The 20,078-nt window shown below is 65.1% G+C and carries 20 protein-coding genes; 13 read left to right on the forward strand and 7 right to left on the reverse strand.

Going from position 1 to position 20,078, the window contains the following annotated elements:
• The first annotated feature begins 18 nt into the window (after positions 1–18).
• Positions 19–162: a zinc ribbon domain-containing protein gene (locus tag L0D16_RS09895; RefSeq protein ID WP_243031772.1), complete on the forward strand. Its 144-nt coding sequence runs from the start codon at positions 19–21 to the stop codon at positions 160–162.
• 12 nt (positions 163–174) lie between these two features.
• Here the strand turns inward: L0D16_RS09895 and L0D16_RS09900 are convergent, their stop codons facing one another.
• Together L0D16_RS09900 and L0D16_RS09905 are read right to left on the reverse strand one after the other, a co-directional pair.
• The gene (locus tag L0D16_RS09900) at positions 175–813 is read right to left on the reverse strand and encodes an endonuclease V (RefSeq protein WP_243031746.1); all 639 of its coding nucleotides are present in this window, start codon (positions 811–813) and stop codon (positions 175–177) included.
• A gap of 146 nt (positions 814–959) precedes the next feature.
• Positions 960–1,832, reverse strand: a complete 873-nt coding sequence (locus L0D16_RS09905) for an SIS domain-containing protein (RefSeq protein WP_243031747.1) — start codon at positions 1,830–1,832, stop codon at positions 960–962.
• A gap of 7 nt (positions 1,833–1,839) precedes the next feature.
• Here L0D16_RS09905 and L0D16_RS09910 point away from each other — a divergent pair, with 7 nt between their 5' ends.
• The gene (locus tag L0D16_RS09910; protein WP_279231339.1) at positions 1,840–2,616 is read left to right on the forward strand and encodes a class I mannose-6-phosphate isomerase; all 777 of its coding nucleotides are present in this window, start codon (positions 1,840–1,842) and stop codon (positions 2,614–2,616) included.
• Here L0D16_RS09910 and L0D16_RS09915 read toward each other — a convergent pair.
• The gene (locus L0D16_RS09915) at positions 2,594–5,212 is read right to left on the reverse strand and encodes a BTAD domain-containing putative transcriptional regulator (RefSeq protein ID WP_243031749.1); all 2,619 of its coding nucleotides are present in this window, start codon (positions 5,210–5,212) and stop codon (positions 2,594–2,596) included. The two genes, L0D16_RS09910 and L0D16_RS09915, sit on opposite strands and share 23 nt — an antisense overlap.
• A 67-nt stretch (positions 5,213–5,279) precedes the next feature.
• Between L0D16_RS09915 and aroA the strand changes: the two genes are divergently transcribed.
• The 6 genes from aroA (at position 5,280) to L0D16_RS09945 (ending at position 10,162) form a co-directional block, all read left to right on the forward strand.
• Positions 5,280–6,569, forward strand: coding sequence for a 3-phosphoshikimate 1-carboxyvinyltransferase (gene aroA, locus L0D16_RS09920; RefSeq protein WP_243031750.1), 1,290 nt, complete (start codon positions 5,280–5,282; stop codon positions 6,567–6,569).
• On the forward strand, positions 6,554–7,192 hold the full coding sequence (gene cmk, locus L0D16_RS09925) for a (d)CMP kinase (protein ID WP_243031751.1): 639 nt from the start codon (positions 6,554–6,556) through the stop codon (positions 7,190–7,192). Before aroA ends, cmk begins: the two co-directional genes overlap by 16 nt.
• Before the next feature lie 2 nt (positions 7,193–7,194).
• The gene (locus L0D16_RS09930) at positions 7,195–7,968 is read left to right on the forward strand and encodes a CDP-alcohol phosphatidyltransferase family protein (protein WP_243031752.1); all 774 of its coding nucleotides are present in this window, start codon (positions 7,195–7,197) and stop codon (positions 7,966–7,968) included.
• On the forward strand, positions 7,932–8,342 hold the full coding sequence (locus tag L0D16_RS09935) for an NUDIX domain-containing protein (RefSeq protein ID WP_243031753.1): 411 nt from the start codon (positions 7,932–7,934) through the stop codon (positions 8,340–8,342). Before L0D16_RS09930 ends, L0D16_RS09935 begins: the two co-directional genes overlap by 37 nt.
• A complete protein-coding gene (gene tmpR, locus L0D16_RS09940) occupies positions 8,339–9,043 on the forward strand; it encodes a bifunctional dihydropteridine reductase/dihydrofolate reductase TmpR (RefSeq protein WP_243031754.1) in 705 nt (234 codons plus the stop codon). The genes L0D16_RS09935 and tmpR overlap by 4 nt, the downstream gene beginning before the upstream one ends.
• Positions 9,044–9,184: 141 nt before the next feature.
• Positions 9,185–10,162: a DHH family phosphoesterase gene (locus L0D16_RS09945; protein ID WP_243031755.1), complete on the forward strand. Its 978-nt coding sequence runs from the start codon at positions 9,185–9,187 to the stop codon at positions 10,160–10,162.
• Positions 10,163–10,165: 3 nt separating this feature from the next.
• On the opposite strand, the gene L0D16_RS09950 is transcribed toward L0D16_RS09945, so the two are convergent.
• The 3 genes from L0D16_RS09950 to L0D16_RS09960 form a co-directional block, all read right to left on the reverse strand.
• Positions 10,166–10,258: a Uma2 family endonuclease gene (locus L0D16_RS09950; RefSeq protein WP_243031756.1), complete on the reverse strand. Its 93-nt coding sequence runs from the start codon at positions 10,256–10,258 to the stop codon at positions 10,166–10,168.
• Between the two features lie 255 nt (positions 10,259–10,513).
• Positions 10,514–11,734: a 2,3-bisphosphoglycerate-independent phosphoglycerate mutase gene (locus L0D16_RS09955; RefSeq protein WP_243031757.1), complete on the reverse strand. Its 1,221-nt coding sequence runs from the start codon at positions 11,732–11,734 to the stop codon at positions 10,514–10,516.
• A gap of 63 nt (positions 11,735–11,797) precedes the next feature.
• Positions 11,798–13,312 (reverse strand): S8 family serine peptidase, encoded by a 1,515-nt coding sequence (locus L0D16_RS09960; RefSeq protein WP_243031758.1) that lies wholly within the window; start codon positions 13,310–13,312, stop codon positions 11,798–11,800.
• Positions 13,313–13,381: 69 nt separating this feature from the next.
• On the opposite strand from L0D16_RS09960, the gene proS reads away from it, so the two are divergent.
• Both proS and L0D16_RS09970 read left to right on the forward strand, forming a co-directional pair.
• Complete coding sequence (gene proS, locus L0D16_RS09965) at positions 13,382–14,815, forward strand: proline--tRNA ligase (protein ID WP_243031759.1); 1,434 nt, start codon at positions 13,382–13,384, stop codon at positions 14,813–14,815.
• Between the two features lie 5 nt (positions 14,816–14,820).
• A complete protein-coding gene (locus L0D16_RS09970) occupies positions 14,821–16,557 on the forward strand; it encodes a GNAT family N-acetyltransferase (protein WP_243031773.1) in 1,737 nt (578 codons plus the stop codon).
• Here the strand turns inward: L0D16_RS09970 and L0D16_RS09975 are convergent.
• On the reverse strand, positions 16,523–16,888 hold the full coding sequence (locus tag L0D16_RS09975; RefSeq protein ID WP_243031760.1) for an ASCH domain-containing protein: 366 nt from the start codon (positions 16,886–16,888) through the stop codon (positions 16,523–16,525). The two genes, L0D16_RS09970 and L0D16_RS09975, sit on opposite strands and share 35 nt — an antisense overlap.
• A gap of 14 nt (positions 16,889–16,902) precedes the next feature.
• On the opposite strand from L0D16_RS09975, the gene nth reads away from it, so the two are divergent.
• From nth to L0D16_RS09990, 3 genes are read left to right on the forward strand one after another with little or no spacing between them, the layout of a single operon-like run.
• On the forward strand, positions 16,903–17,568 hold the full coding sequence (gene nth / locus L0D16_RS09980) for an endonuclease III (RefSeq protein WP_243031761.1): 666 nt from the start codon (positions 16,903–16,905) through the stop codon (positions 17,566–17,568).
• A 45-nt stretch (positions 17,569–17,613) separates the two neighbouring features.
• Entirely contained in the window at positions 17,614–18,768 is a 1,155-nt protein-coding gene (locus L0D16_RS09985; protein WP_243031762.1) for an MFS transporter, read from the forward strand.
• A gap of 29 nt (positions 18,769–18,797) precedes the next feature.
• Complete coding sequence (locus L0D16_RS09990; RefSeq protein ID WP_243031763.1) at positions 18,798–20,012, forward strand: molybdopterin molybdotransferase MoeA; 1,215 nt, start codon at positions 18,798–18,800, stop codon at positions 20,010–20,012.
• Positions 20,013–20,078 lie beyond the last annotated feature (66 nt).

Genomic DNA, 20,078 nt, shown 5'->3' on the forward strand with positions numbered 1-20,078 from the left:
CACCGGGAGAAGAGGCCCCTGTGGGTCAGGGAGTTCACGTGTCCCTCTTGTGGCACTCTCCTCCATCGGGACGTGGCAGCGGCAGTGAACATCTTGGCCAGGGCTGGGACGGAGCCTTCGGTGACGGGTTTACACCCGGAGCCGAGAAGCCCCGCTCTTTAGAGTGGGGAGTCGTCACGGGTCCAGGCTTCGCAAGGCCTTGCCCGCCTCGAGGTGGGCCAGGCGCAAGGGCTCCGGAAGGCGGAAGCGGGTGGGCAGGCGCTTCACAAAGGCCAGGGCTTCCTCCAGGCCCACCCGGTGGCCCGGGGAGACGAAGAGGGGCTTTACCCCCTTTCGGCTGCGGTAGGCGTAGCCCAGGGGGCGGCCTTCCGAGGAGAGGAGCCGTACCGCACTTCCCGCCTCCGGGGGCAAGGGGCCTTCCAGACGGCCATAGAGCAGGCGTTTGGCCACGCCGATGCTGGGGAGGTCCAGGTGCACCCCCAGGTGGCTGGCGATGCCCAGGCCCCGGGGATGGGCGATGCCTTGGCCATCCACCAGTAGGGCCTCGGGGGGCTCGGGAAGCGCGCTTAACGCCTGAAGATACGCAGGGGCCTCGCGGAAGGAGAGGAAACCGGGGATGTAGGGAAAGAGGTCCTCCTCGGGCACCACCCCTAGCCCCACGGCAAGAGGGCCCTTCTCCAAGTGGTATAGCACCGCCACTGCCACCAGGGGCTTCCCCCTTTTGTGGGAGGCGTCCAGGGCGGCGATCCGCTGAACGCCTGCCAGGCTTCCTTCCAGGATCACCTTTTCTGCCAGGCTCCTTTGCAGAGCCATGGCTTCCTGGAGATCCGCTGGCTTGGGAAAGGTCTTCCTTGGCACGGGGCCTGCCCCCTTTCTCTTTGCTCTTGGCAAGCCCACCGGGACTGGGTTGGCGGTAAGCCTTTACCGGGGTCCCATCTGGGTCTTTCCCAGGTGGGGTATTAGGTGGCCTCCCGCAGGCGCTCCAGCACCTCCGGGTCGGAGGGGTCCACCCCGTAGAGCAAGGCCAGGTAGTAGGCGGTCCAGGCCAGACGGTACCACAGGGCCAGGGCTTGGGCCAGGCGGCTGCCTGAGGGAGCGGGCACCTCGGCGATGGCGTCCACCCGGGTTTCCAGGATCTCCTTGGCCAGGCGTACCGCCTCCCCCTCCCCCAGGAGGAGGGCGGCCAGGGGGTCTCCCTGCTCGTGGCGGGCCTCGAGGCCTGTGAGGAAAAACTCCAGGGCGCTATGGGGTGGGGTGAGGGCTAGGCTTTTCCCAATCCGGGCAAAAAGGCTCTGCCCTGCTTCCTCCAAGGGGCGGAAAAAGGGAGCGTAGAGGAGGGGGATCCTCTCCACCAGGGTGTAGGCCAGGAACTTGGCGGGGTTCTCCTCGAGGGGGATCTCCGGGGTAAGGCGTCTTCTTTCCTCCAGAAGGACCTTATCCACCTCGGAAAGGGCTTCCTCCTGCCCCGTGGCCAGAAGGAGGAAGCGCAGGTAGCGGTAAGGGTTCAAGGGGCTTGCGGAGAGGTAGACCTCCACACCAGGGCGGAGGCCCAGCTTGACCACCCCTACCCGCTCCGTTTCCGCCAGAAGGGAAAGGGCCGCGGCCTCTCCCAGGTCGTACCCTCCCTCCAGCACGAATAGGGTCCCTTCCTCTGTCCAGTCAGGGAGGCCGGAGAGCCGGGCGGCGAAGTGGCCTTCCCCATAGCCCAAGGCGGCGTGGGGTGCGGGGTAGGGGCGGGTGGGCACGGGCCCCGAACCCACCAGGTCGCGAAGCTCCAGGGCTAAGCCCCGGCGGTCCGCCAGATAAGTTTCCTCCCGGTCCAGGTCGCGCATACCCCTTATGCTAACCCCTGTGCAGGTGTTGCACCCTAAGCCGGTGGTCCGTCCTTGGGGAGGGAGCGCCTTGGGCTTTGGCCCGGGAGTGGGCGAGGTCTGGTTGGCGGAAGCGCCCCTGTTGGTAAAACTCTTGGACCCGGTGGAGTGGCTTTCCGTCCAGGTCCACCCACCCCATGGTTATGCCTTAAGGGTGGAAGGCGGGCCCGGCAAGTACGAGGCTTGGTACGTGCTCACCCCAGGGGAGATCGTATACGGTTTTGCCCAACCGGTAAGCCGAGAGGAGGTACGAAGGAGGGTAGCGGAAGGAACCCTGGAGGGGATTTTAAACCGCATCCGGGTTACCCCTGGCCAAGTGGTCTACATACCGGCAGGGGTGGTGCACGCCCTGGGCCCGGGGGTGCAGGTTTACGAGGTCCAGACCCCCTCGGACTTCACCTACCGACTTTATGATTACGGCCGTCCCCGGGAGCTCCACCTGGAAAAGGCCCTGGAGGTGGCCGTTTTGGAGCCCACCCCCTTACCCCCAGTCCGGCCTGAGCCCGTGGCGGGAGGGGAGTGCCTGCTCAAGACCCCTTATTTTCGTCTCCATCGCTACCCCCTTCCCGGGGGGCTAGGCCTCCATCCGCAGGCGCCCCTTCTCCTAACCCTCCTGGAAGGGAAGGCCCAGGTGCAGGGAATCCACCTGGAACCCCCAGCTACCTTCCTCCTGGAGCCGGGGGAACAGGTCTGGGTGGAAGGGGAGGGGTGGTTTCTCGGGGTTAGCCCTGAAGGCTTTGGATGAGGGCCTCCACCTTGGAGGAGGGTTTCTCCCCCAGTTCCTCCCAAAGGTGTTTGCGGTAGCGCTGAAGAAGCCTCAGGGCCCGGGCCCTTTGGCCTTGGGATAGGTAGGATCGGACCAGGGGGAGGAGGGCTTCCTCGTCCAGGGGATCCAGCTCCAAGATCCGCTCCAGAAAGCGGGGTTCCCCCCTCTTGAGGAATAAGGCCCGCACCCGGTGGAAAACCTCCTCCCGCTTCCGATCCCAAAGGGGATGGTCCAGGCTGGGGAAGAGGGGTTCTCGGTAAAGCTCCAAAACCCTTTCCGCCTGGCCCCGTTGCAAGGCTTCCTCTAGGGCAAAAAGATCGGCTTCCACCCGCATCAGCCCCTCCTCCCCCAGGTAGGTGGGCACCCCCCAGGGTTCCAGGACCTTGCGAAGGCGGACCAGCCACACGTAAAGGTTGTTCAAGGCTGCCTCCTCGGTCATGTCCGGCCAAAGGGCAAAGGCCACCTCCTCCCGGGGCAGGCCCAGGAGCATAAGGGCGAAGACTTCCCTGGTCTTTCCCTTCAGGGTTACAGGCCCCAAGGGATGTTCCACTTGGAAGCGCCCCAGGACCTGGACCCTTAAGGGTGGGATCTCAGGGAGCCTCAGGGCGATGGCCTCCTTCCATCCGGAACGCAGGACCTCGAGGAGGGGGTAGGCCCGGGCCAGCTCGGGGCGCTTCCTGGGGAGGGCCTCCAGGGGAAGGAGGCCTGGTAGGAGGCCTTCGCCAACATCGGTTAGGGTGAGGAGGGCCTTTAGGTCCTCCTCCTCGGCGAGGAGGCGGTAGCGGGCAGCGTGCCAGAGGAGCCTTTCCTCTAGGTTTCCGGGATAAGGGGGCAGAAGCCCCGGGTCTTTTCGCAAAAGGGCCCGGGTGAGGCTGGGGAAGAAACCCGAAAGGCCCTCCACCAGGCCCGGATCCCCCCTGAGCTCCGCCAAGAGGGCCCTTCCCCTTTCCACCAGGTAGGCGTTTTCCCAGAGTTCCGCCTGGGCCACCAGCCGGGCGAGGGTTTCGGCATCCTTGTCCATGTGCGCCAGGAGCATCTTGGCCTCCAGGGAGGCCAGGGGGTGGCCAGGAGTCTGGCGGGCCCTTTCCAAGTAGCCACGCGCCCTCTCCCTCTGCCCCAGGAGGAGGTGGAGCCAGCCCAGGTCCCGGAGGTGGCCGGCGAGGTTTTGCGGGATATGGCGCTCCATCAGCCCCAGGGCTTCCTCGAGGGCCTCTATCCTTTCCCGAAAGGCCCCCTTTAGCTCAAAGCGCAGGAGGGCCAGGTTGCTGAGGGGGGCGATCCGGTAGGGGCTTTCCGGGGGTAGGTGGCGGAGGGCCTCTTCCAAAAGCCTTGCCGCCTCCTCGGGCCGGCCTTCCTCAAAGGGTACCCGGGCGGCGTCGTTCAGGAAACGGCCGGCCAGCTCGGGGCTGACCTTAGGGAGGAGGGCCAGGCCCCGTTCCAAGTAGGCCCGGGCCCGGGGGAGGTCCCGGCCCAAAAGGCTTTCCGAGAGGTAAAAGGCCAGGTGGCCCATGGCGGTGAGGGCCAAGGCGGGGTCCGGGGAGGATTCCGCCAGCTCTGTCAACAGGGCCAGCCCCTCCTTCCTGCCGCACTGGGCCAGGGCCTCCCCCAGGCGCAGGTGGGCCCTTGGGCCCCCTTGGCGGAGGAGGTCCTGCCAATCCAAAAGCCTTTCCGCGGGGATCGGCAGGGTGATGGGGCTCTCTAGAAGGGACAAAAGTTCCCCCTTGAGGCCCGCTTCCCAGTAGGCTTCCGCCAACAAGGCGGGGGGAAGCCTTCCCGCGGCTTGGCGCACGGCCCGTTGCACCTCCTTTAGGAGGCTCTTTCGGGCCATCTCCTTGAGGAGGGGGTGGAGGGCGTAGCCCTCCGGCAGGCGCCTTAGCAGCCCTTTGTGGAAGAGGCTTTCCGTTTCTGGGCGGGCCAGGGAAGGGGGTAGGTGGGGAAGAGCGGCCAGCAGAAGACCTTCTTGGAACTCCCCGGGGGACAGGCTTTCCCTTAAGCCCTGCAGGAGGGCCTTGGGCTCAGGGGGGTTTCCCGTGAGGGCGGAGAGGAAAAGGGGAAGGGGCCAGCCCCCCGTGGCCCGGTGGGCCTCCGCAAAGCCTTCTTTGCCAGCGAAAAGGGCCTCGGCCTCCTCGAGGGTAAAGGCCAGATGGGAAGCCTTTAGGTGGACGAGCCTTCCCTCGGCCAAGAGCTTGGGAAGTTCAGGGTAGGGGAGGGGCTTGCGGCTGGCCAGGACCACCAGGGCGGGAAGGGTGCGCAGGAGGGGAGAGAGGCCCTCCTTACCGGTAAGGTCCTCCAGGACCACCAGGGTGGGCTCGGACTTGAGGGCCTCCACCACCGCTCCCCAAGGCACCTCCTCGGGGAGGCCTAGGGCCTTGGCCAGAAGCCCTTTGGGTTCGCCCAAGAGGGCGCTGATCCAGAAGGTGCGTATTCCCAGACGGGCGGAAAGCTGCCCCGCCAGGACGCTTTTGCCAAAGCCGGCAGGGGCTTCCAGCCACACGGCAAAGCCCGGTTCCTGGGGCAGGAGGTCCAAAAGCCGTGGGCGCTCCAGGTAGACCGGGCTTTGCCAGGTCAGGGCCATGCTTGTCCTCCATTTTAGCCGGGTTCCGGCCTTGACCAAAGCCCACCTGCCTTTCAGACTGGGGGGCATGGACCGGCCCTACCTGGACCTAGGCCCCTTGGGCCCCTTGCGGGGACGCTTGCGCGTTCCTGGGGACAAGTCCGTGACCCATAGGGGCCTCATGCTCCTGGCCCTAAGCCAAGGAGAAGGAAGGCTCCTTTACCCTTTGAAGGCGGGAGACACCCTCTCCACCGCCCGGGCCATGCAGGCCTTGGGGGCGGAGGTCCTCGAGGAGGGCCCCCACTTCCGGGTGCGGGGCCAGGGGCTTCGCTTGCAGGAGCCTGAGGATGTGGTGGACTGCGGCAACGCCGGCACCCTCATGCGGCTTCTCCTGGGAATCCTAGCCGGGCAAGAGGGGCTTTTTGCCGTGCTAACGGGGGATGCCTCCTTGCGCCGCCGCCCCATGGGCCGGGTGGTGGAGCCCTTGCGGGCCATGGGGGCCTCCATAGAGGGAAGGGAAGGGGGGAGGAAGGCGCCTTTGGCGGTGCGGGGTGGGAGCCTAAGGGGGATTTCCTATACCCTTCCCGTGCCCAGCGCCCAGGTGAAAAGCGCCCTTCTCCTGGCAGGGCTTTTTGCCGAGGGCGTCACGGAGGTGGTGGAGCCTGTTCCCACCCGGGACCACACGGAAAGGCTTTTCCACCACTTTGGCCTGCCCCTGGTAAAGGAGGGGCAGCGCATCCGCACCCAAAGGGCCGAGCCCTTCCCCGCCAAGGACCTTACCGTGCCCGGGGACTTCTCCTCCGCGGCCTTCTTCCTGGTGGCGGCCCTCATCGTTCCGGATTCGGAGGTTACGGTGGAGGGGGTGGGGCTAAACCCCACCCGCACGGGGCTTTTAGAGGTGCTCCGGGAGATGGGGGGGGATTTGGAGTGGCAGGTGGTGGAGGGCCAGGCGGGGGAGCCTGTGGGCTGGATCCGGGCCCGGTATAGCCCCCTGAAGGGGGTTTCCGTGGACCCAAGTCTCATCCCCCTCATGGTGGACGAGGTGCCTATCCTGGCGGCGGCGGCGGCTTGGGCGGAAGGGGAGACCTACATTCCGGGCCTTTCCGAACTGCGGGTGAAGGAATCGGACCGGGTTGCCGCCATCGCCCAAAACCTTAGGGCCCTAGGGGTGGCGGTGGAGGAAGGGCCGGACTGGCTGAGGATCCAAGGGGGCGGGGTGCGGCCGGGAGAAGTGGAGCCCTTCCACGACCACCGGATCGCCATGGCCTTCGCCGTGGCGGGCCTTAGGGTGGGGGTGAGGATCCATGAACCCCAGTGGGCGGAGATCTCCTATCCCGGTTTTTTCCAGGACCTGAAGCGGCTATGCGAGGCATCGTGACCATAGATGGGCCTTCTGCCTCGGGGAAAAGCTCGGTGGCCAAAAGGGTGGCGGAGGCCTTGGGGGTGCCCTATTTGAGCAGCGGCCTCCTCTACCGGGCGGTGGCCTATCTGGCCTCGAGGGCCGGGGTGGAGCCAGGGGATGAGAAAGGGGTTTTGCGCCTTCTCAAAGGCCTCTCCCTCCGCCTCCTGCCCAAGGCCGAGGGGAACCGGGTGGTGGTGGAAGGGCCTTCGGGGCTGGAGGACCTGACCCCCCACCTCCACACCCCGGAGGTGGACCGGGTGGTTTCCTTGGTGGCCCGGCATCCCGGGGTGCGCTCTTGGGTCAACGAAAGGCTAAAGGAAGTTCCACCGCCCTTCGTGGCCGAGGGGCGGGATATGGGCACGGCGGTCTTCCCCGAGGCTCCCCACAAGTTCTACCTCACGGCCCGGCCCGAGGTGCGGGCCAAAAGGCGCACCGCCGAGCGCCCCCAGGACTACCAGGAGGTGCTTAGGGACCTTTTGCGGCGGGACGAACTGGACAGGGGCCAAAGCGCGCCTGCTCCAGAGGCCATCGTGGTGGATACCAGCGAGATGGCCCTCGAGGAGGTGGTGGCCCGCGTGCTCTCCCACATCCGTGACTGAGCATGGTTCCCGGAGCCAAGGAAAGGCCGGTCCACGAGTTCTTGAACATCGTCCTCTTCCGCCCCCTGGCCCACCTGGTGGTGCGCCTTCTCCTCTTCACCCCGGTTAGGCCCCACCACCTGGTCCTCTTCCACACCTTTTTGGTCCTCTTGGCCTCCTGGTGTATCCTTAGGGGCCTGGATGTGGCGGCCGCCCTTCTCCTTCAACTAAAGACCATTCTGGATAATGCCGACGGGCAGCTGGCCCGCCTGAGGGGGGAGGCCACGGAGCTGGGCCGGTATCTGGACACGGAGCTGGACCTCTTGGGAAACCTCTTCCTGTTTGTGGCCTTGGGGGCGCGTACCGGGGCTTGGGAGCTTTCCGCCCTGGCCTTTGTGGTCTTCACCTGGGTCCAGTCCCACGACTTTAACCTGGAAAGGCTTTATAGGGAAGCCCGGGGTCTCCCCCTGCCCGCGGAGAAACTGGATCCCCCTGGCCCCCTCCTGGGTTTTTTGCGGGGGGTTTACCGCGGGTTTTTCCTGCCCCAGGACCGGGCTGTAAGGGCTTTGGAGACCTTCTTGCTGCGCCGTTTTCGCCTTTCCCCCATGGGGTTTTGGGACGAAGGGGCCTTGGCGGGGGTGGTGAACCTGGGCCTCACCACCCAGCTTTTCTTCCTGGGAGTCTTCTTGCTCTTTCACCAGCCTAGGGCCTATCTTACCTTCGTGGTCCTTCAGGCCCTGTATCTTATGCTTTGGTATTTATGGAGGATTCTCCGCGCCATCCCATCCCCACGGTAGGAGCCCTGGTGGAACAGGAAGGTAGGGTGCTTCTGGTGCGCACCCAAAAGTGGCGGGGGCTATGGGGGGTGCCTGGGGGGAAGGTGGAGTGGGGGGAGTCCTTGGAGGCGGCCCTCAGGCGGGAGTTTTGGGAAGAGGTGGGCCTGGGCCTTAAGGAAGTGCGCTTTGCCTTGGTGCAGGAGGCCATCTTTAGCCCGGAGTTCCACAAGCCCACCCACATGCTCCTTTTCAACTACTTTGCCCAAGGGGAAGGGGAAGTGCGGCCCGGGGAGGAGATCCTGGAGTGGGCCTGGGTAAGGCCGGAAGAGGGCTTTTCTTTTCCTCTGAACAGCTTCACTCGGGTTTTGCTGGAAACCTATCTGGAGGGAAGATGAGGGTCGCCTTGGTCACGGGGAGCGCCAAGGGCATTGGCCGGGCCATCCTCCTGGCCCTGGCCAAGGAGGGCTTCCAGGTGGCGGTCCACTACCGCACCTCGGAGGGTCTGGCCGAGGCCACCCGCCTCGAGGCCGAGGCCTTGGGGGTAAAGGCCATCAAGGTGCGGGCCGACCTCACCCGGGAGGAGGAGGTCCGGGCCTTGGTGGAGGAGGTGCGCTACCACCTGGGGGGGGTTGGCGTTCTGGTGAACAACGTGGGGGACTACCTCTTTAAACCCATTGAGGAGGTTTCCCTGGAAGAGTGGCGCTGGATTTTGGACTCCAACCTCACCAGCACCTTCCTCCTTACCCAAAGGGTCCTTCCCCTCATGGTGGAGCAGGGGTATGGGCGCATCGTTAACCTGGGCTACGCCGGGGCCCAGAACCTCTTGGCCCGGCCCCACATCACCCCCTACGCCATCGCCAAAACCGGGGTGATCCTATACACCAAGGCCATCGCCAAGCGCTTCGCCCAGGCGGGGATCACCGCCAACGTGGTGGCCCCGGGGGTGGCGGAGAACTCCGTTTCCAAGCCCCTTCAGGAGATCCCCATGGCCCGGCTGGCCCTCCTGGAGGAGATCGCCCAGGCGGTGCTCTTCTTCGTGCGGGAGCCCTACGTGACGGGGCAGGTCCTCGAGGTGGCCGGGGGGTGGAACCTCTAGGGCCACTGGGTCTACGCGTGTGCCCGCTCCACCCCGGCCAAATGGGAGCGGGCGATCCTTCCCCTTGGGGGCCTGATGGGGAAGAGGCGGTCAGGCCTATCCCTGAGGTGAAGAACCCCTTCGCATGGTAGGTTAGAGGCCATGGACGGTAACGCTCCCGACCCCAAGTACTGGGAAAAGATGCGCCTGGTGGCCGAGGTCCTGAAGGTCGTGGAGGGGCCCATCTACATCGCCACCCACGTGGACCCCGACGGGGACGCCATCGGTAGCTCCTTGGGGCTTTACCGGGCCCTCAAGGCCTTGGGGAAGGAGGCCTACTGGGTAGCCGAACCTCCCAGGTTCCTCCGCTTTCTGCCCAAGGAGGAGGAGTACTCGGACCCTTTGGAGAAGCTTCCCGTGGGGGCCACCCTGGTGGCCCTGGACAGCGCCGAGCCGGGCCGGGTGGTGGGGGTGCCGGTGGAGGGGTTGGTCATCAACATTGACCACCACGGCACCAATCCCCGTTTTGGTCACATCGCGGTGGTGGACCCCTCCAAGGCGGCCACCGCCCAGATGGTGAAGGACCTCATTGACCTTTTGGGGGTGGAGTGGACGGCGGAGATCGCCACCCCTGTGCTCACGGGCATCCTCACCGATACCGGCAACTTCCGCTTCGCCAACACCACCCCGGAGGTGCTCAAGGTGGCCTCGGAGCTTCTGGGGTATGGGGTGAAGCTTGCCGAGCTCACCGATAGGCTCCAGTTCCGCCCGCCCTCCTACTTCCGCCTCATGGGGCAGGTGCTTTCCACCGTGGCCTTCCACTACGGGGGGCTCTTGGTCACCGCTCACCTTCCTGAGGAGGCCAAGCGGGACGAGGAGGACTCCGACGACTTCGTGGGCCTCATCCGCTACGTGGAAGGAAGTGTGGTTTCCGTCTTCCTGCGCAAGCGAGGGGAAGGGGTGAAGGTCTCCATCCGCTCCCGGGGTGGGGTTTCCGCCCAGAACATCGCCGTAAGGCTTGGGGGCGGGGGGCATGTGCCTGCGGCCGGGGCTACCCTCGAGGGGGTAGACCTGGACCGGGCCTACGAGATGGTCCTCGAGGCGGTGGCGGAGGAGCTCCGGCGGGCGGGGTACCTTTAGGGCCTAGAGGCCGGTTTCCCCGTCCACCAGCCAGCTCTCCCGGATGCCCGCTTGGGCGTAAGGGGCCAACTTCGTTCCGTCTACGGGGGTAGACACCCCCTCCCCCAGGGGATGCCCTTGGGCTCGGGGAGGGACTGGACCTAAGGGTCCTCCCGGGGCTTTAGGCGGGCGGTGTCCGGTTGGGGGAGGGTAGGACAAGGGGGTTGTCTGCCGGGACGATGCCCGGCCCTGTAGGGCCTTTCCAGGGCCTTGGCCCGGCAGGAGAATAGCCCCGCACCTCCCGGGGTTCGCCCACCCCTTGCGGCGCCTCCCTAGGGAGGGCTTCAAACCCCTCCTTGCGGATCCGGTGGGCTAGGCCCCGTACTTGAGGAGCCTCCCCGCATGGGCCAGGAGAAGGGGCATGAGCTCCACCCCCCTTAGGTGCCCCAGGCTTCCCTTAAGGGCCTCGCCCTCGGTGAAGCGGCGGGCGGCATCCTGGCGTAGGTAAGGGGCCTTGAGGAGGAGGGGCACCGGGTGCCAGGAGTGGGCCTTGAGGAGGGCGGGGGTGGAGTGGTCCCCGGTGAGGGCCAGGACGTCCGGCCTTAGGGCTAGGATTTCCGGCAAAAGGGCGTCAAAGCGTTGGATCTCCGCCACCTTACCCAGGAAGTCCCCATCCTCCCCCTTGGCGTCGGGTTTTTTGAAGTGAAGGTAAAAGAAGTCGTACTGGTCCCAGTGTTCCCTGAGGGCCTGAAGTTTCCCCTCATGGGCATCGCCTTCGCCTTCTACGGGCAGGACCTCCATGCCCACCAGGCTGGCCAGGCCCTTGTACATGGGGTAGCTGGCGATGGCCGCCGCCCGCAGGCCGTAGACCTCCGCCATGCTGGGGAAGGAGGGCCGCCTCGAGGCCCCACGGAAAAGGGCCCCGTTGATCTTGGGCTCGTCCTTGAGCACCTCCCGGATGCGCTCCGAAAGGAGGTTCACCACCCGGGCGGTTTTCCTCGAGGCCTCGTCCAGGGCCTCCGCCTTAAGGGGGGGAAGCCCCGCCTTCTGGGGGTCGGTGTCCGTGACCCCATCCCCAAGGCCTTCCCCCCTCAGGACCACCAGAAACCGGTGCTCACTCTCCGTATAGAAGCGAACCTCCACATCCTCTACCCGAGGGATGGCCTCTTGGAGCTTGGCCACTACCTGCCGGTTTTCCTGGGTGCTGGGACGGCCTGCCCGGCGGTCCAGCACCTGACCCTCGGGGCTTAGGGTGGCGAAGTTGCCCCTTAGGGCCACATCCCCATCCCGGAAGTCCACGCCAAGCCCCAGGGCGCTGAGGGCTCCCCGGCCCACCAGGTAGCGGAAAGGGTCATAGCCGAAAAGGGCCAAATGCCCGGGGCCGGAGCCGGGGGTAAGCCCAGGGTAGACGGGGGTGAGGAGGCCCAGGGCGCTTTCCTCCGCCAGGCGGTCCAGGTTGGGGGTCTTGGCGGCCTCCAGTTCCGTGGGCCCTCCGGGCTCCAGGGGAAGCCCCCCCACCCCGTCCAGGACCACCAGGAGGATTTTGGCCTTGCCCTCTTGCCGAAGCTCTTGGAAGACGGAGAAGAGGTCCATGGGGCCATTTTAACGGCCAAGGAAAAACCCCCGGGAAACCGGGGGTTTCCCCGCTTGTTTGCCTTAGCGCGTGGCCTGATCGGCATTCACCAGGCCATGGCCAAAGAGTTGCCGGCTTCCTATGTCCTCTGCGGTGGCCTTTAGGTGGGCCCGCACCTGGCCCGGGGTCCAGTCCTTGTGCAGGGCCTTCACCAGGCCGGCCACCGCGGCCACGTGGGGGCTGGCCATGGAGGTACCGGCATACCAGGCGTAGGCGGGAAGGTCTTCCCTAATGATGATGGTGGAAAGGATCAGGTGGTAACGCCACCCAGGAGGGCGCTGGTTGCTGGGCCGGGTGCACCAGCTTTGGCCGTTTTCGTCCAGGCCGCAGTCGCCTCCGGGGGCGGAAAGATCCACGGCGGCCCCGTAGTTGGAGTAGAAGGCCAGGATGTCCTGGCCGGGTACAGCGTTTAGGGTCTCGTTGGTGGGGTAGGGGTACCGCCAAAGGGGGGTGGCGGTACCGGTGGCGGAGACGGAAACCACCGTGGGGAGGTCAGAGGGGATGTGGACGAGATAGCCGTTGGCGTTTTGGGCGCTGTTCCCCGCTGAGGCCACGATCACCGTGCCCATGCGGTTGGCGTACTTCATCACCCGGTCCCAGGCCACCATGGCGGCCACGTCGTCCTTATTGCGGGTGTCCAGGGTGCCACCCAGGCTCATGTTGATGACGTCGTAGCCCTTTTGGGCAGCATCTATGATGGCCTCAAAGATGGGGCCGTCAAAGGCGCCAACGTCGTCGTATTCCTGACCGCCTTCAGTAAAGTGGATCCGGTCAAACACCTTGTAGGCGGCGATCCTCAGCCCCGGGGCCACCCCCACCACCCGGCCCCCACCGAAGGCGGCGGCGATGGTACCGGAGACATGGGTCCCGTGGGCTTCGTAGAGGGTACTGGGGGCAGGGGTGCACAGGTTGTTGGGGTCAAGGTTATCAAAGTCAATCCACAGGGTGTACTTGGGGTAGCTGGGGGTGTTGTTGGGACCTGCGGTTTCATAACAGTAGTTGGTGGCCACGAAATCCGTGATCTGGCCTACCAGGTCCGGGTGGTTGTCCATGACCCCGGTGTCCAGCACGGCCACCGTGGCCCGGCCCTGGACCTCCAGGGGCACCCTCCGCCACACCTCAGGAGCGCCGATCCGTCTGATGTCCCACTGGTACTTGTAGAGGTTGTCGGCTGTGGTGGGTGCGCCATAGGTTTCTTCTTGGAAAAGGATGCGTTCCGTCTTGGGCAAGGTGTAGCGGCGCTCTGGTCCTACCGCCAGGACCTGGGGGTTTCGGGCCAAGCGGTTGGCTGTGGCTCGGTCCGCCACCACCGTCAGGGCCCCGATGGGCTCCAAGACCTTGACCACCCGTGCACCAACGCTTTGGGCCAGGGCCTGGGCGTTGGGAGGCAGGGTTTCGCTCTTGAAAACCACCAGGTACCGCTCCTTAGGTGCCACTCCTTGAACGGAAAGGCCGGAACCCGTGGGCCCCTGCTGGGTGCAGGAGAACAGCCCTAGGGCCAAGAGAGCCAAGAATACAAAGCCAACCATCTTGCGCATGGTCCACCTCCGGTGTTGCCCCCGCATTCTATTCCCCTAGCCAAGATCAGGCAAGTAAGATGAACGGGTATGGCGAAGGAGAAGGGTCTAACGCCGCAAAGCCAGGACTTCAGCGAGTGGTACCTCGAGGTCATCCAAAAAGCGGAGCTCGCCGACTACGGGCCGGTGCGGGGCACCATCGTGGTGCGTCCCTATGGGTATGCCCTTTGGGAAAACATCCAGGGGGTCCTAGACCGCATGTTTAAGGAAACTGGCCACCAAAACGCCTACTTCCCCCTCTTCATCCCCATGAGCTTCCTGCAAAAGGAGGCCGAGCACGTGGAGGGTTTCTCCCCGGAGCTGGCCGTGGTCACCCATGCGGGGGGCGAGGAGCTGGAGGAGCCTTTAGCCGTGCGCCCCACCTCGGAGACCGTGATCGGCTACATGTGGTCCAAGTGGATCAAAAGCTACCGGGACCTTCCCCAGCTTCTCAACCAGTGGGGTAACGTGGTGCGCTGGGAGCTTCGCACCCGGCCCTTCTTGCGCACCAGCGAGTTCTTGTGGCAGGAGGGACACACCGCCCACGCCACCCGGGAGGAGGCGGAGGAAGAGGTACGCCGGATGCTTGCCATCTACGCCAAGCTGGCCCGGGAGTACGCCGCTATCCCGGTGGTGGAGGGGATGAAGACGGAGAAGGAGAAGTTCGCCGGGGCGGTCTACACCACCACCATTGAGGCCTTGATGCGGGATGGCAAGGCCCTGCAGTCGGGTACCAGCCACTACCTGGGGGAGAACTTCGCCCGGGCCTTTGACATCAAGTTCCAGGACAAGGACCTCCAGGTGAAGTACGTGCACACCACCAGCTGGGGGTTGTCCTGGCGTTTTATTGGCGCCATCATCATGACCCATGGGGACGATCAGGGCCTCATCCTGCCCCCCCGCCTGGCCCCCATCCAGGTGGTGATCGTGCCCATCTACCGGGAGGAAAGCCGGGAGAGGGTCCTGGAGGCGGCCTGGGATCTCAAGAAGCGCCTTCTTGCGGCGGGGCTTCGCGTCCATCTGGACGACCGGGACCAGTACACCCCAGGGTACAAGTTCCACGAGTGGGAGCTTAAGGGGGTGCCCTTCCGCATAGAGCTGGGGCCCAAGGACCTGGAGGCGGGCGAGGCCGTGCTGGCGAGCCGCCTGGGGGGAAAGGAGCGCCTGGCTTTGGAAACCCTCCCCATCGTGCTACCCGAGAAGCTGGATGCCTTCCACCAGGCCCTCTACCAACGGGCCCTGGAGTTCCGGGAGGCCCACACCCGCAAGGTGGACACCTACGAGGAGTTCAAGGAGGCGGTGCAGGAAGGCTTCGCCTTGGCCTTCCACTGCGGGGACCGGGCCTGCGAGAAGGCCATCCAGGAGGAGACCACCGCCACCACCCGTTGCGTGCCCTTTGAGGCCGAGCCGGAACAGGGGGTTTGCGTGCGCTGTGGGCGGGAAAGCGCCTACGGCAAGCGGGTGTTTTTCGCCAAGGCCTATTAACGCCCGTGAGGGTCCAGGGACGGAAGGTTTACTGGCGCTGGTTCGGGGAGGTTTTCCTCGAGGGGGGGCTGAGGCTTCGCATGACCGGGGACGCGGCGAAATGGCTCCGTCCCGGGGATCGGGTTCGGCTGACCACGGAGTTCCGCCAACCCCTTCTGGGCTTTGACGAGTACGCCCTCAAGGGGGTTTTCCCCGTGTGGCCCTTGTTCCTCAAGACGCTGGACCACATTCGGGAAAGCCCCCTAGGGGGCGAGGTGTACCGTTACCGTCTGCGCGCGCGGGAGGCCATGTATGAGGGGGATTTTGAGGCCATCGCCGAGCTGGAGCAGTACCACTACGCCTCGGAGAAGGAGGTGGTGGCCCAATGGGTCTGCCCCCATTGCGGGATGACCCTTCTTGCCAACACCAAGCCCCTTTGTGGATGCGGGGGGGAGGCCCGCCTGAAGGAGATCCGGGGCTCCACCCCGGCCAGCCGGTTCCTCATCCTGGAGTTGGTGGAGCGCCTACCCTTTGAGCCCCGGATCCTGGGCTACGTGCGCCTGGATCCACCCCTTCCCCGGATGCACCGCAGGATCCCTGGGGGTGTGGAGCGGAACATCCGCGAGCGCATCTTTCCGCAGGATTGGTTCCACCCCACCTTTGAGGGCGGGGAGGACTGGGAAGGAGCCCTGGACCAGGTGTACACCGCCGCCAGCCGCATCGCCCGGGTGGTGGTGCATCCCGACTACCGCTCGGAGGGTCTGGGGGCCCTTTTGGTGGAGCTGGCTTTGGCGTGGGTTAAGGAGCGGGCGGTTCCCGAGGGCAGGCGGGAGAAGCACCTGGTGTACACCGTGGCCCAGATGGCCCGCTACCATCCCTTCTTTGAGAAGGTGGGTTTCCGCTACCTCTTTGATACCGCCTCGGGAAGGCCGGTCTTGGCCTATCCCCTTACAGGGGAAGCGGAGCACTACATGGAGCAGTTCTTAAAGGAGGACCCCTACGCCAGGGCCCACCGGGGGAGGCTTTTCGTTTCCCGTTTTGGGAAGGTGCAGGGGTTGGCGGAGCCCGTCCGGCTGGTGGGGGTTCGCAAGGGGTATCGGAACCATTTGGACCTATCCGACCTTTCCCCCGAGGTGCAGGAGACCCTTGCAGCCTTTGGGGTCAAGGCCCGGGTTTTGGAGCGGGCGATCCTTAGGGAGGTGGACCTCGAGGTTCCTCCGGGCAGCGTGGTGGCCATAGCCGGAGCCAGCGGCGCAGGGAAGACCACCCTTCTTCGCCTCCTCCTGGGGGAGCCCCCGGATGGGGGAGAGATGGAGGTGCCCCAGGGCAGGCGGGTGGCCTATATCCCGGGGGAATGGGAGGTGGACCTGGGCCAGGAGCCCATCTTGGAGAGACTTTATCGCCAGCTTGGGGATGTGGGGGCGGCCATAGAGGTGCTAAACCGGGTGGGGCTTTCCGACGCCGTGCTCTACAGGGCGAGGCCGAAGGAGCTTTCCACGGGGCAGCGGGAGCGCTACCGCCTGGCCCTCTTGGTGGCCCAGCGCCCCGATCTGCTCCTGATCGACGAGTTTGCGGCCCACCTGGACGTGCCCACGGCCAGGCGGGTGGCCCTGGGCCTGGGCAAGCTGGTGCGCCAGGCGGGCATCACCCTAATGGTGGCCACCCACCGCCAGGAGGTGATCGCCTCTTTGGATCCGGACCTCCTGGTCTTTGTGGGGTATGGGGGGCTTATGGCCATACCTCGGAAAGATCCACGAAGATGACCCTGCCGGGCTTTTTGGGCACGAAGAGGGGTTCTTCGTAGCGGAAGGCGTTGCGCAGGATCCAGGCATACAGGGGCTGTTCCCCGGCGTAGGCCCGGAGAAAGGCTTCGTCCGCCAGGTGTTTTTCCGGGTGGGCTAAAAGCTCCTCCACGGTGAAGGGTCCTTGCACGTCCAGGAGATCGGCTTGGCCGATGAGATACCCGCTGGTGATGATGCCCAAAGGACCCCGATGGCGGGTTTTGCGTTTGCGGATCTCCCAGGTTTTTTTGCCATCCACGATGAGGCTGGCGTAAGGTTCCCGTACAATCAGCCCCAGCTTTGGCGCATCCACACCCCCATTGTAGAGTGGACGCTGTGGGGTGCCCTAGGGAAGGGCTAAAGGAGAAGAAAAGGCGGGCCTTGGCCATCTTGGAGGCCCTAAAGGAGGCTTACCCTGGAGCCAAGACGGAGCTTAAGCACAATAGCCCTTTTCAGCTCCTGGTGGCCACGGTGCTTTCCGCCCAAGCCACGGACAAAAGCGTCAACGAGGCCACCCCAGCCCTCTTTGCCCGCTTTCCCGACGCCCAGGCCTTAGCCCAGGCTTCGCCGGAAGAGGTGGAGCCCTATATAAAGCGCATCGGCCTTTACCGCAGCAAGGCCAAGAACCTGGTGGCCTTAGCCAGAAGGCTGGTGGAGGAGCATGGGGGGGAGGTACCCAGGGAAAAGGAGGCCTTGATGGCGCTACCGGGGGTGGGCTGGAAGACGGCCACCGTGGTTCTGGGGGCGGCTTTTGGCGTGCCGGGCATTGCCGTGGACACCCACGTGGCCCGCTTGGCGAGAAGGCTATGCCTCTCCCAGGCCAAAAGCCCCGAGGGGGTGGGCAAGGACCTCGAGGCCCTATTTCCCAAAAAGGACTGGGTATTCGTCCACCACGCCCTGGTGCTCCACGGGCGGTACGTGTGCCTGGCCCGGAAGCCTCGCTGTGGGGACTGCCCCTTGGCGGCCCATTGCCCCAGCCGGCAGGAAGGGTAGTTGGGGGCTGTAGCCCAGGTTTGCCCTTCCGGGGAGAGGTCTGTAATGAAGAATGTACTGAGTACAGCAGAGTACCGGCTTGTTCTCGCCAGCTTCCTGTGGTCCTTCGGGGCCAATCTGGTCTATTTTTTTCTCAACTTCCACCTCGAGGCCTTGGGCTATAGCCGTCAGGCCATTGGGTTTGCCCAAGCCCTTTTGCTCCTGGTGGGGGTGGTCTTTGCCCTGCCCCTGGCCTACCTCATCCCCCGTCTGGGCTACCGCAAAAGCCTGCTCTTGGCCTTGGCCTTAGCCATGGGAAGCGGGCTGTTTTTGGGGCTTGGCCTTGGGGTATTCCCCTCCTTGGCGGGGTATGGCTTGGCCGGGGCCTTGGTGCAGGGGGCGGGGGCTCCGCTTATGGCCCGGTTGGTGCCGGCGAAGAGGTGGGTTTCCCTCTTCAGCCTACAAGCGGCTTTGACCACGGCCTCGGGGTTTTTCTCCACCCTTCTTGCTGGGTTCCTTTCCGAATGGGTGGGGGCCCGATGGGTGCTTCTTTTCGGGCTGCCCTTTTTCCTCCTGGCCCTGCCCTTTCTCCTTGGGCTTCCCGAGGGCCAGGGGACACCCCCAAGGCTCTCGGGGCGGTTTGGCCTTTGGCTTCGCCTTTTTGTGCCCCAGGCGGTTATCGGCTTTGGGGCCGGGCTGGTGATCCCCTTCTTGAACCTATATATGCGGGAAAAGTTCGGCCTTAGCTACGGGACCACGGGCTTCATCTTTGCCCTTTCCGCCCTGGCTACGGGAGGGGCCATGCTCCTTCAGCCCCCTTTGGTGCGCCGCATGGGGAAGCTGGGGGCCATCGTGTTTGTCCAGGCCCTATCCCTACCCTTTTTGGCCATTTTGGCCTGGGTCTCTTGGCTTCCTCTGGTGACCTTGGCCCTCCTCATCCGCGGGGCCCTTATGAACGCTGCCGGGCCGGTCTACGCCGCCTTGGTGATGGATTACCTGGAGGAGGGGGAACGCCCCGGTTTCTTCTTGGTGGAAGCGGCCCTTTGGAGCTTGCTCTTTTCCCTGGGCAGTGCCCTTTCCGGTGCCCTGCAGGAGGCCTTGGGCCTTGCGGCCTTCAACTACCTCTTCGCCACCACCCTGGGCCTGTACGCCCTGGGGATTGCCCTTTGGCCCTGGGCCCTGGGGGGGCTTCGGAGGGCCTATGAGGAACGCACTTCCTGAAGCGGGACGGTCTGTCCTAGACTGGGCCTATGCGCACGGGCATTAGCGTGGAGGAAGCCTTGACCCTGGTTTTGAGGGAGGCCCAAGGGGAGCTTTCCGTGGAGGAGGTTCCCCTAAGGGAGGCGTATGGCCGGGTGTTGGCCCAGGACTTGGCCTCCTTGGTGAACCACCCTGACCAGGACGATACCGCCGTGGACGGCTATGCCTGCCGGCGAGAGGATACCCTGGGGGCCAGCTGGGAAAGCCCTGTGCGCCTTCGGGTTATCGGGGAATCCCCGGCGGGAAGGCCGTTTGCCGGAAGGGTTGGCCAAGGGGAGGCGGTGGCCGTTTACACCGGAGCCCCCATTCCCCAGGGAGCGGATGCCGTCATCCGGGTGGAGGATACCCGTAGGGAGGGGGAATATGTGTTCCTCTTGGCTCCCGCGAGCCCTAAGGACATCCGCCCTCAGGGGGATGACCTAAAAAAGGGAGAGGTGTACCTGCGGCGGGGGGACCTCCTCACCCCGGGGAGGCTGGGCCTGGCGGCGGCCATGGGATATCCGCGCCTAAAGGTATTCCGGCGTCCTCGAGTGGGCATCCTTTCCACGGGGGATGAGGTGGTGGAGCCGGGAGAACCCCTGCCCTTTGGTGGGGTGTACAACTCCAACGCCTATAGCCTTCTCGGCCTGGTACAGGAGGCGGGGGGCGAGCCGGTGCTTCTGGGCAAGGTGGAGGACCAGCCCGATAGGGTGTTGGAAAGTCTGGAGGCGGCAGGGCCTTTGGACCTCCTCCTCACCTCCGGGGGGGTGTCCATGGGGGAGTACGACGTGGTGCGCAAGGTGTTGGAGCAGGTGGGGGAGGTGGTGTTCTGGAAGGTGCAACAACAACCAGGAAAGCCCCTCCTTCTGGCCCGCCTGCGGGGCATCCCCGTCTTGGGGCTTCCGGGAAACCCGGTTTCCAGCATGGTTTCCTTCTTCCTCTACGGCCGGCCCTTCCTCTTCCAGCTCCAGCGCCGCACCGACCCTCCCTACCGGTCCTTGAAGGCCAAGGCCCTCACCCCCTTTAAGGGAGCCCAGGATAGGAAGGCCTTCCGCCGCGGGGTACTTTCCTTTGATGGGGAGCTGGTGGTGCGCAGCACGGGGAACCAGTCCAGCGGGGTCTTGCGCTCCATGGCCTTGGGCAACGCCTTGGTTGCCCTTTCCCCGGGCCAGGATGCCCAGGAGGGGGAGATGGTGGAGGTCATTCCCTTGACTTTTGTGCTCTAGTTCACTAAACTTAAAGGGTTTTACGGGCTTTACCCCCTCCTTTTCGGGCGCGGGTGGGGCCCGGGA

It is taken from the genome of Thermus altitudinis (assembly GCF_022760835.1).
In the GTDB taxonomy this organism is placed as follows: domain Bacteria; phylum Deinococcota; class Deinococci; order Deinococcales; family Thermaceae; genus Thermus; species Thermus altitudinis.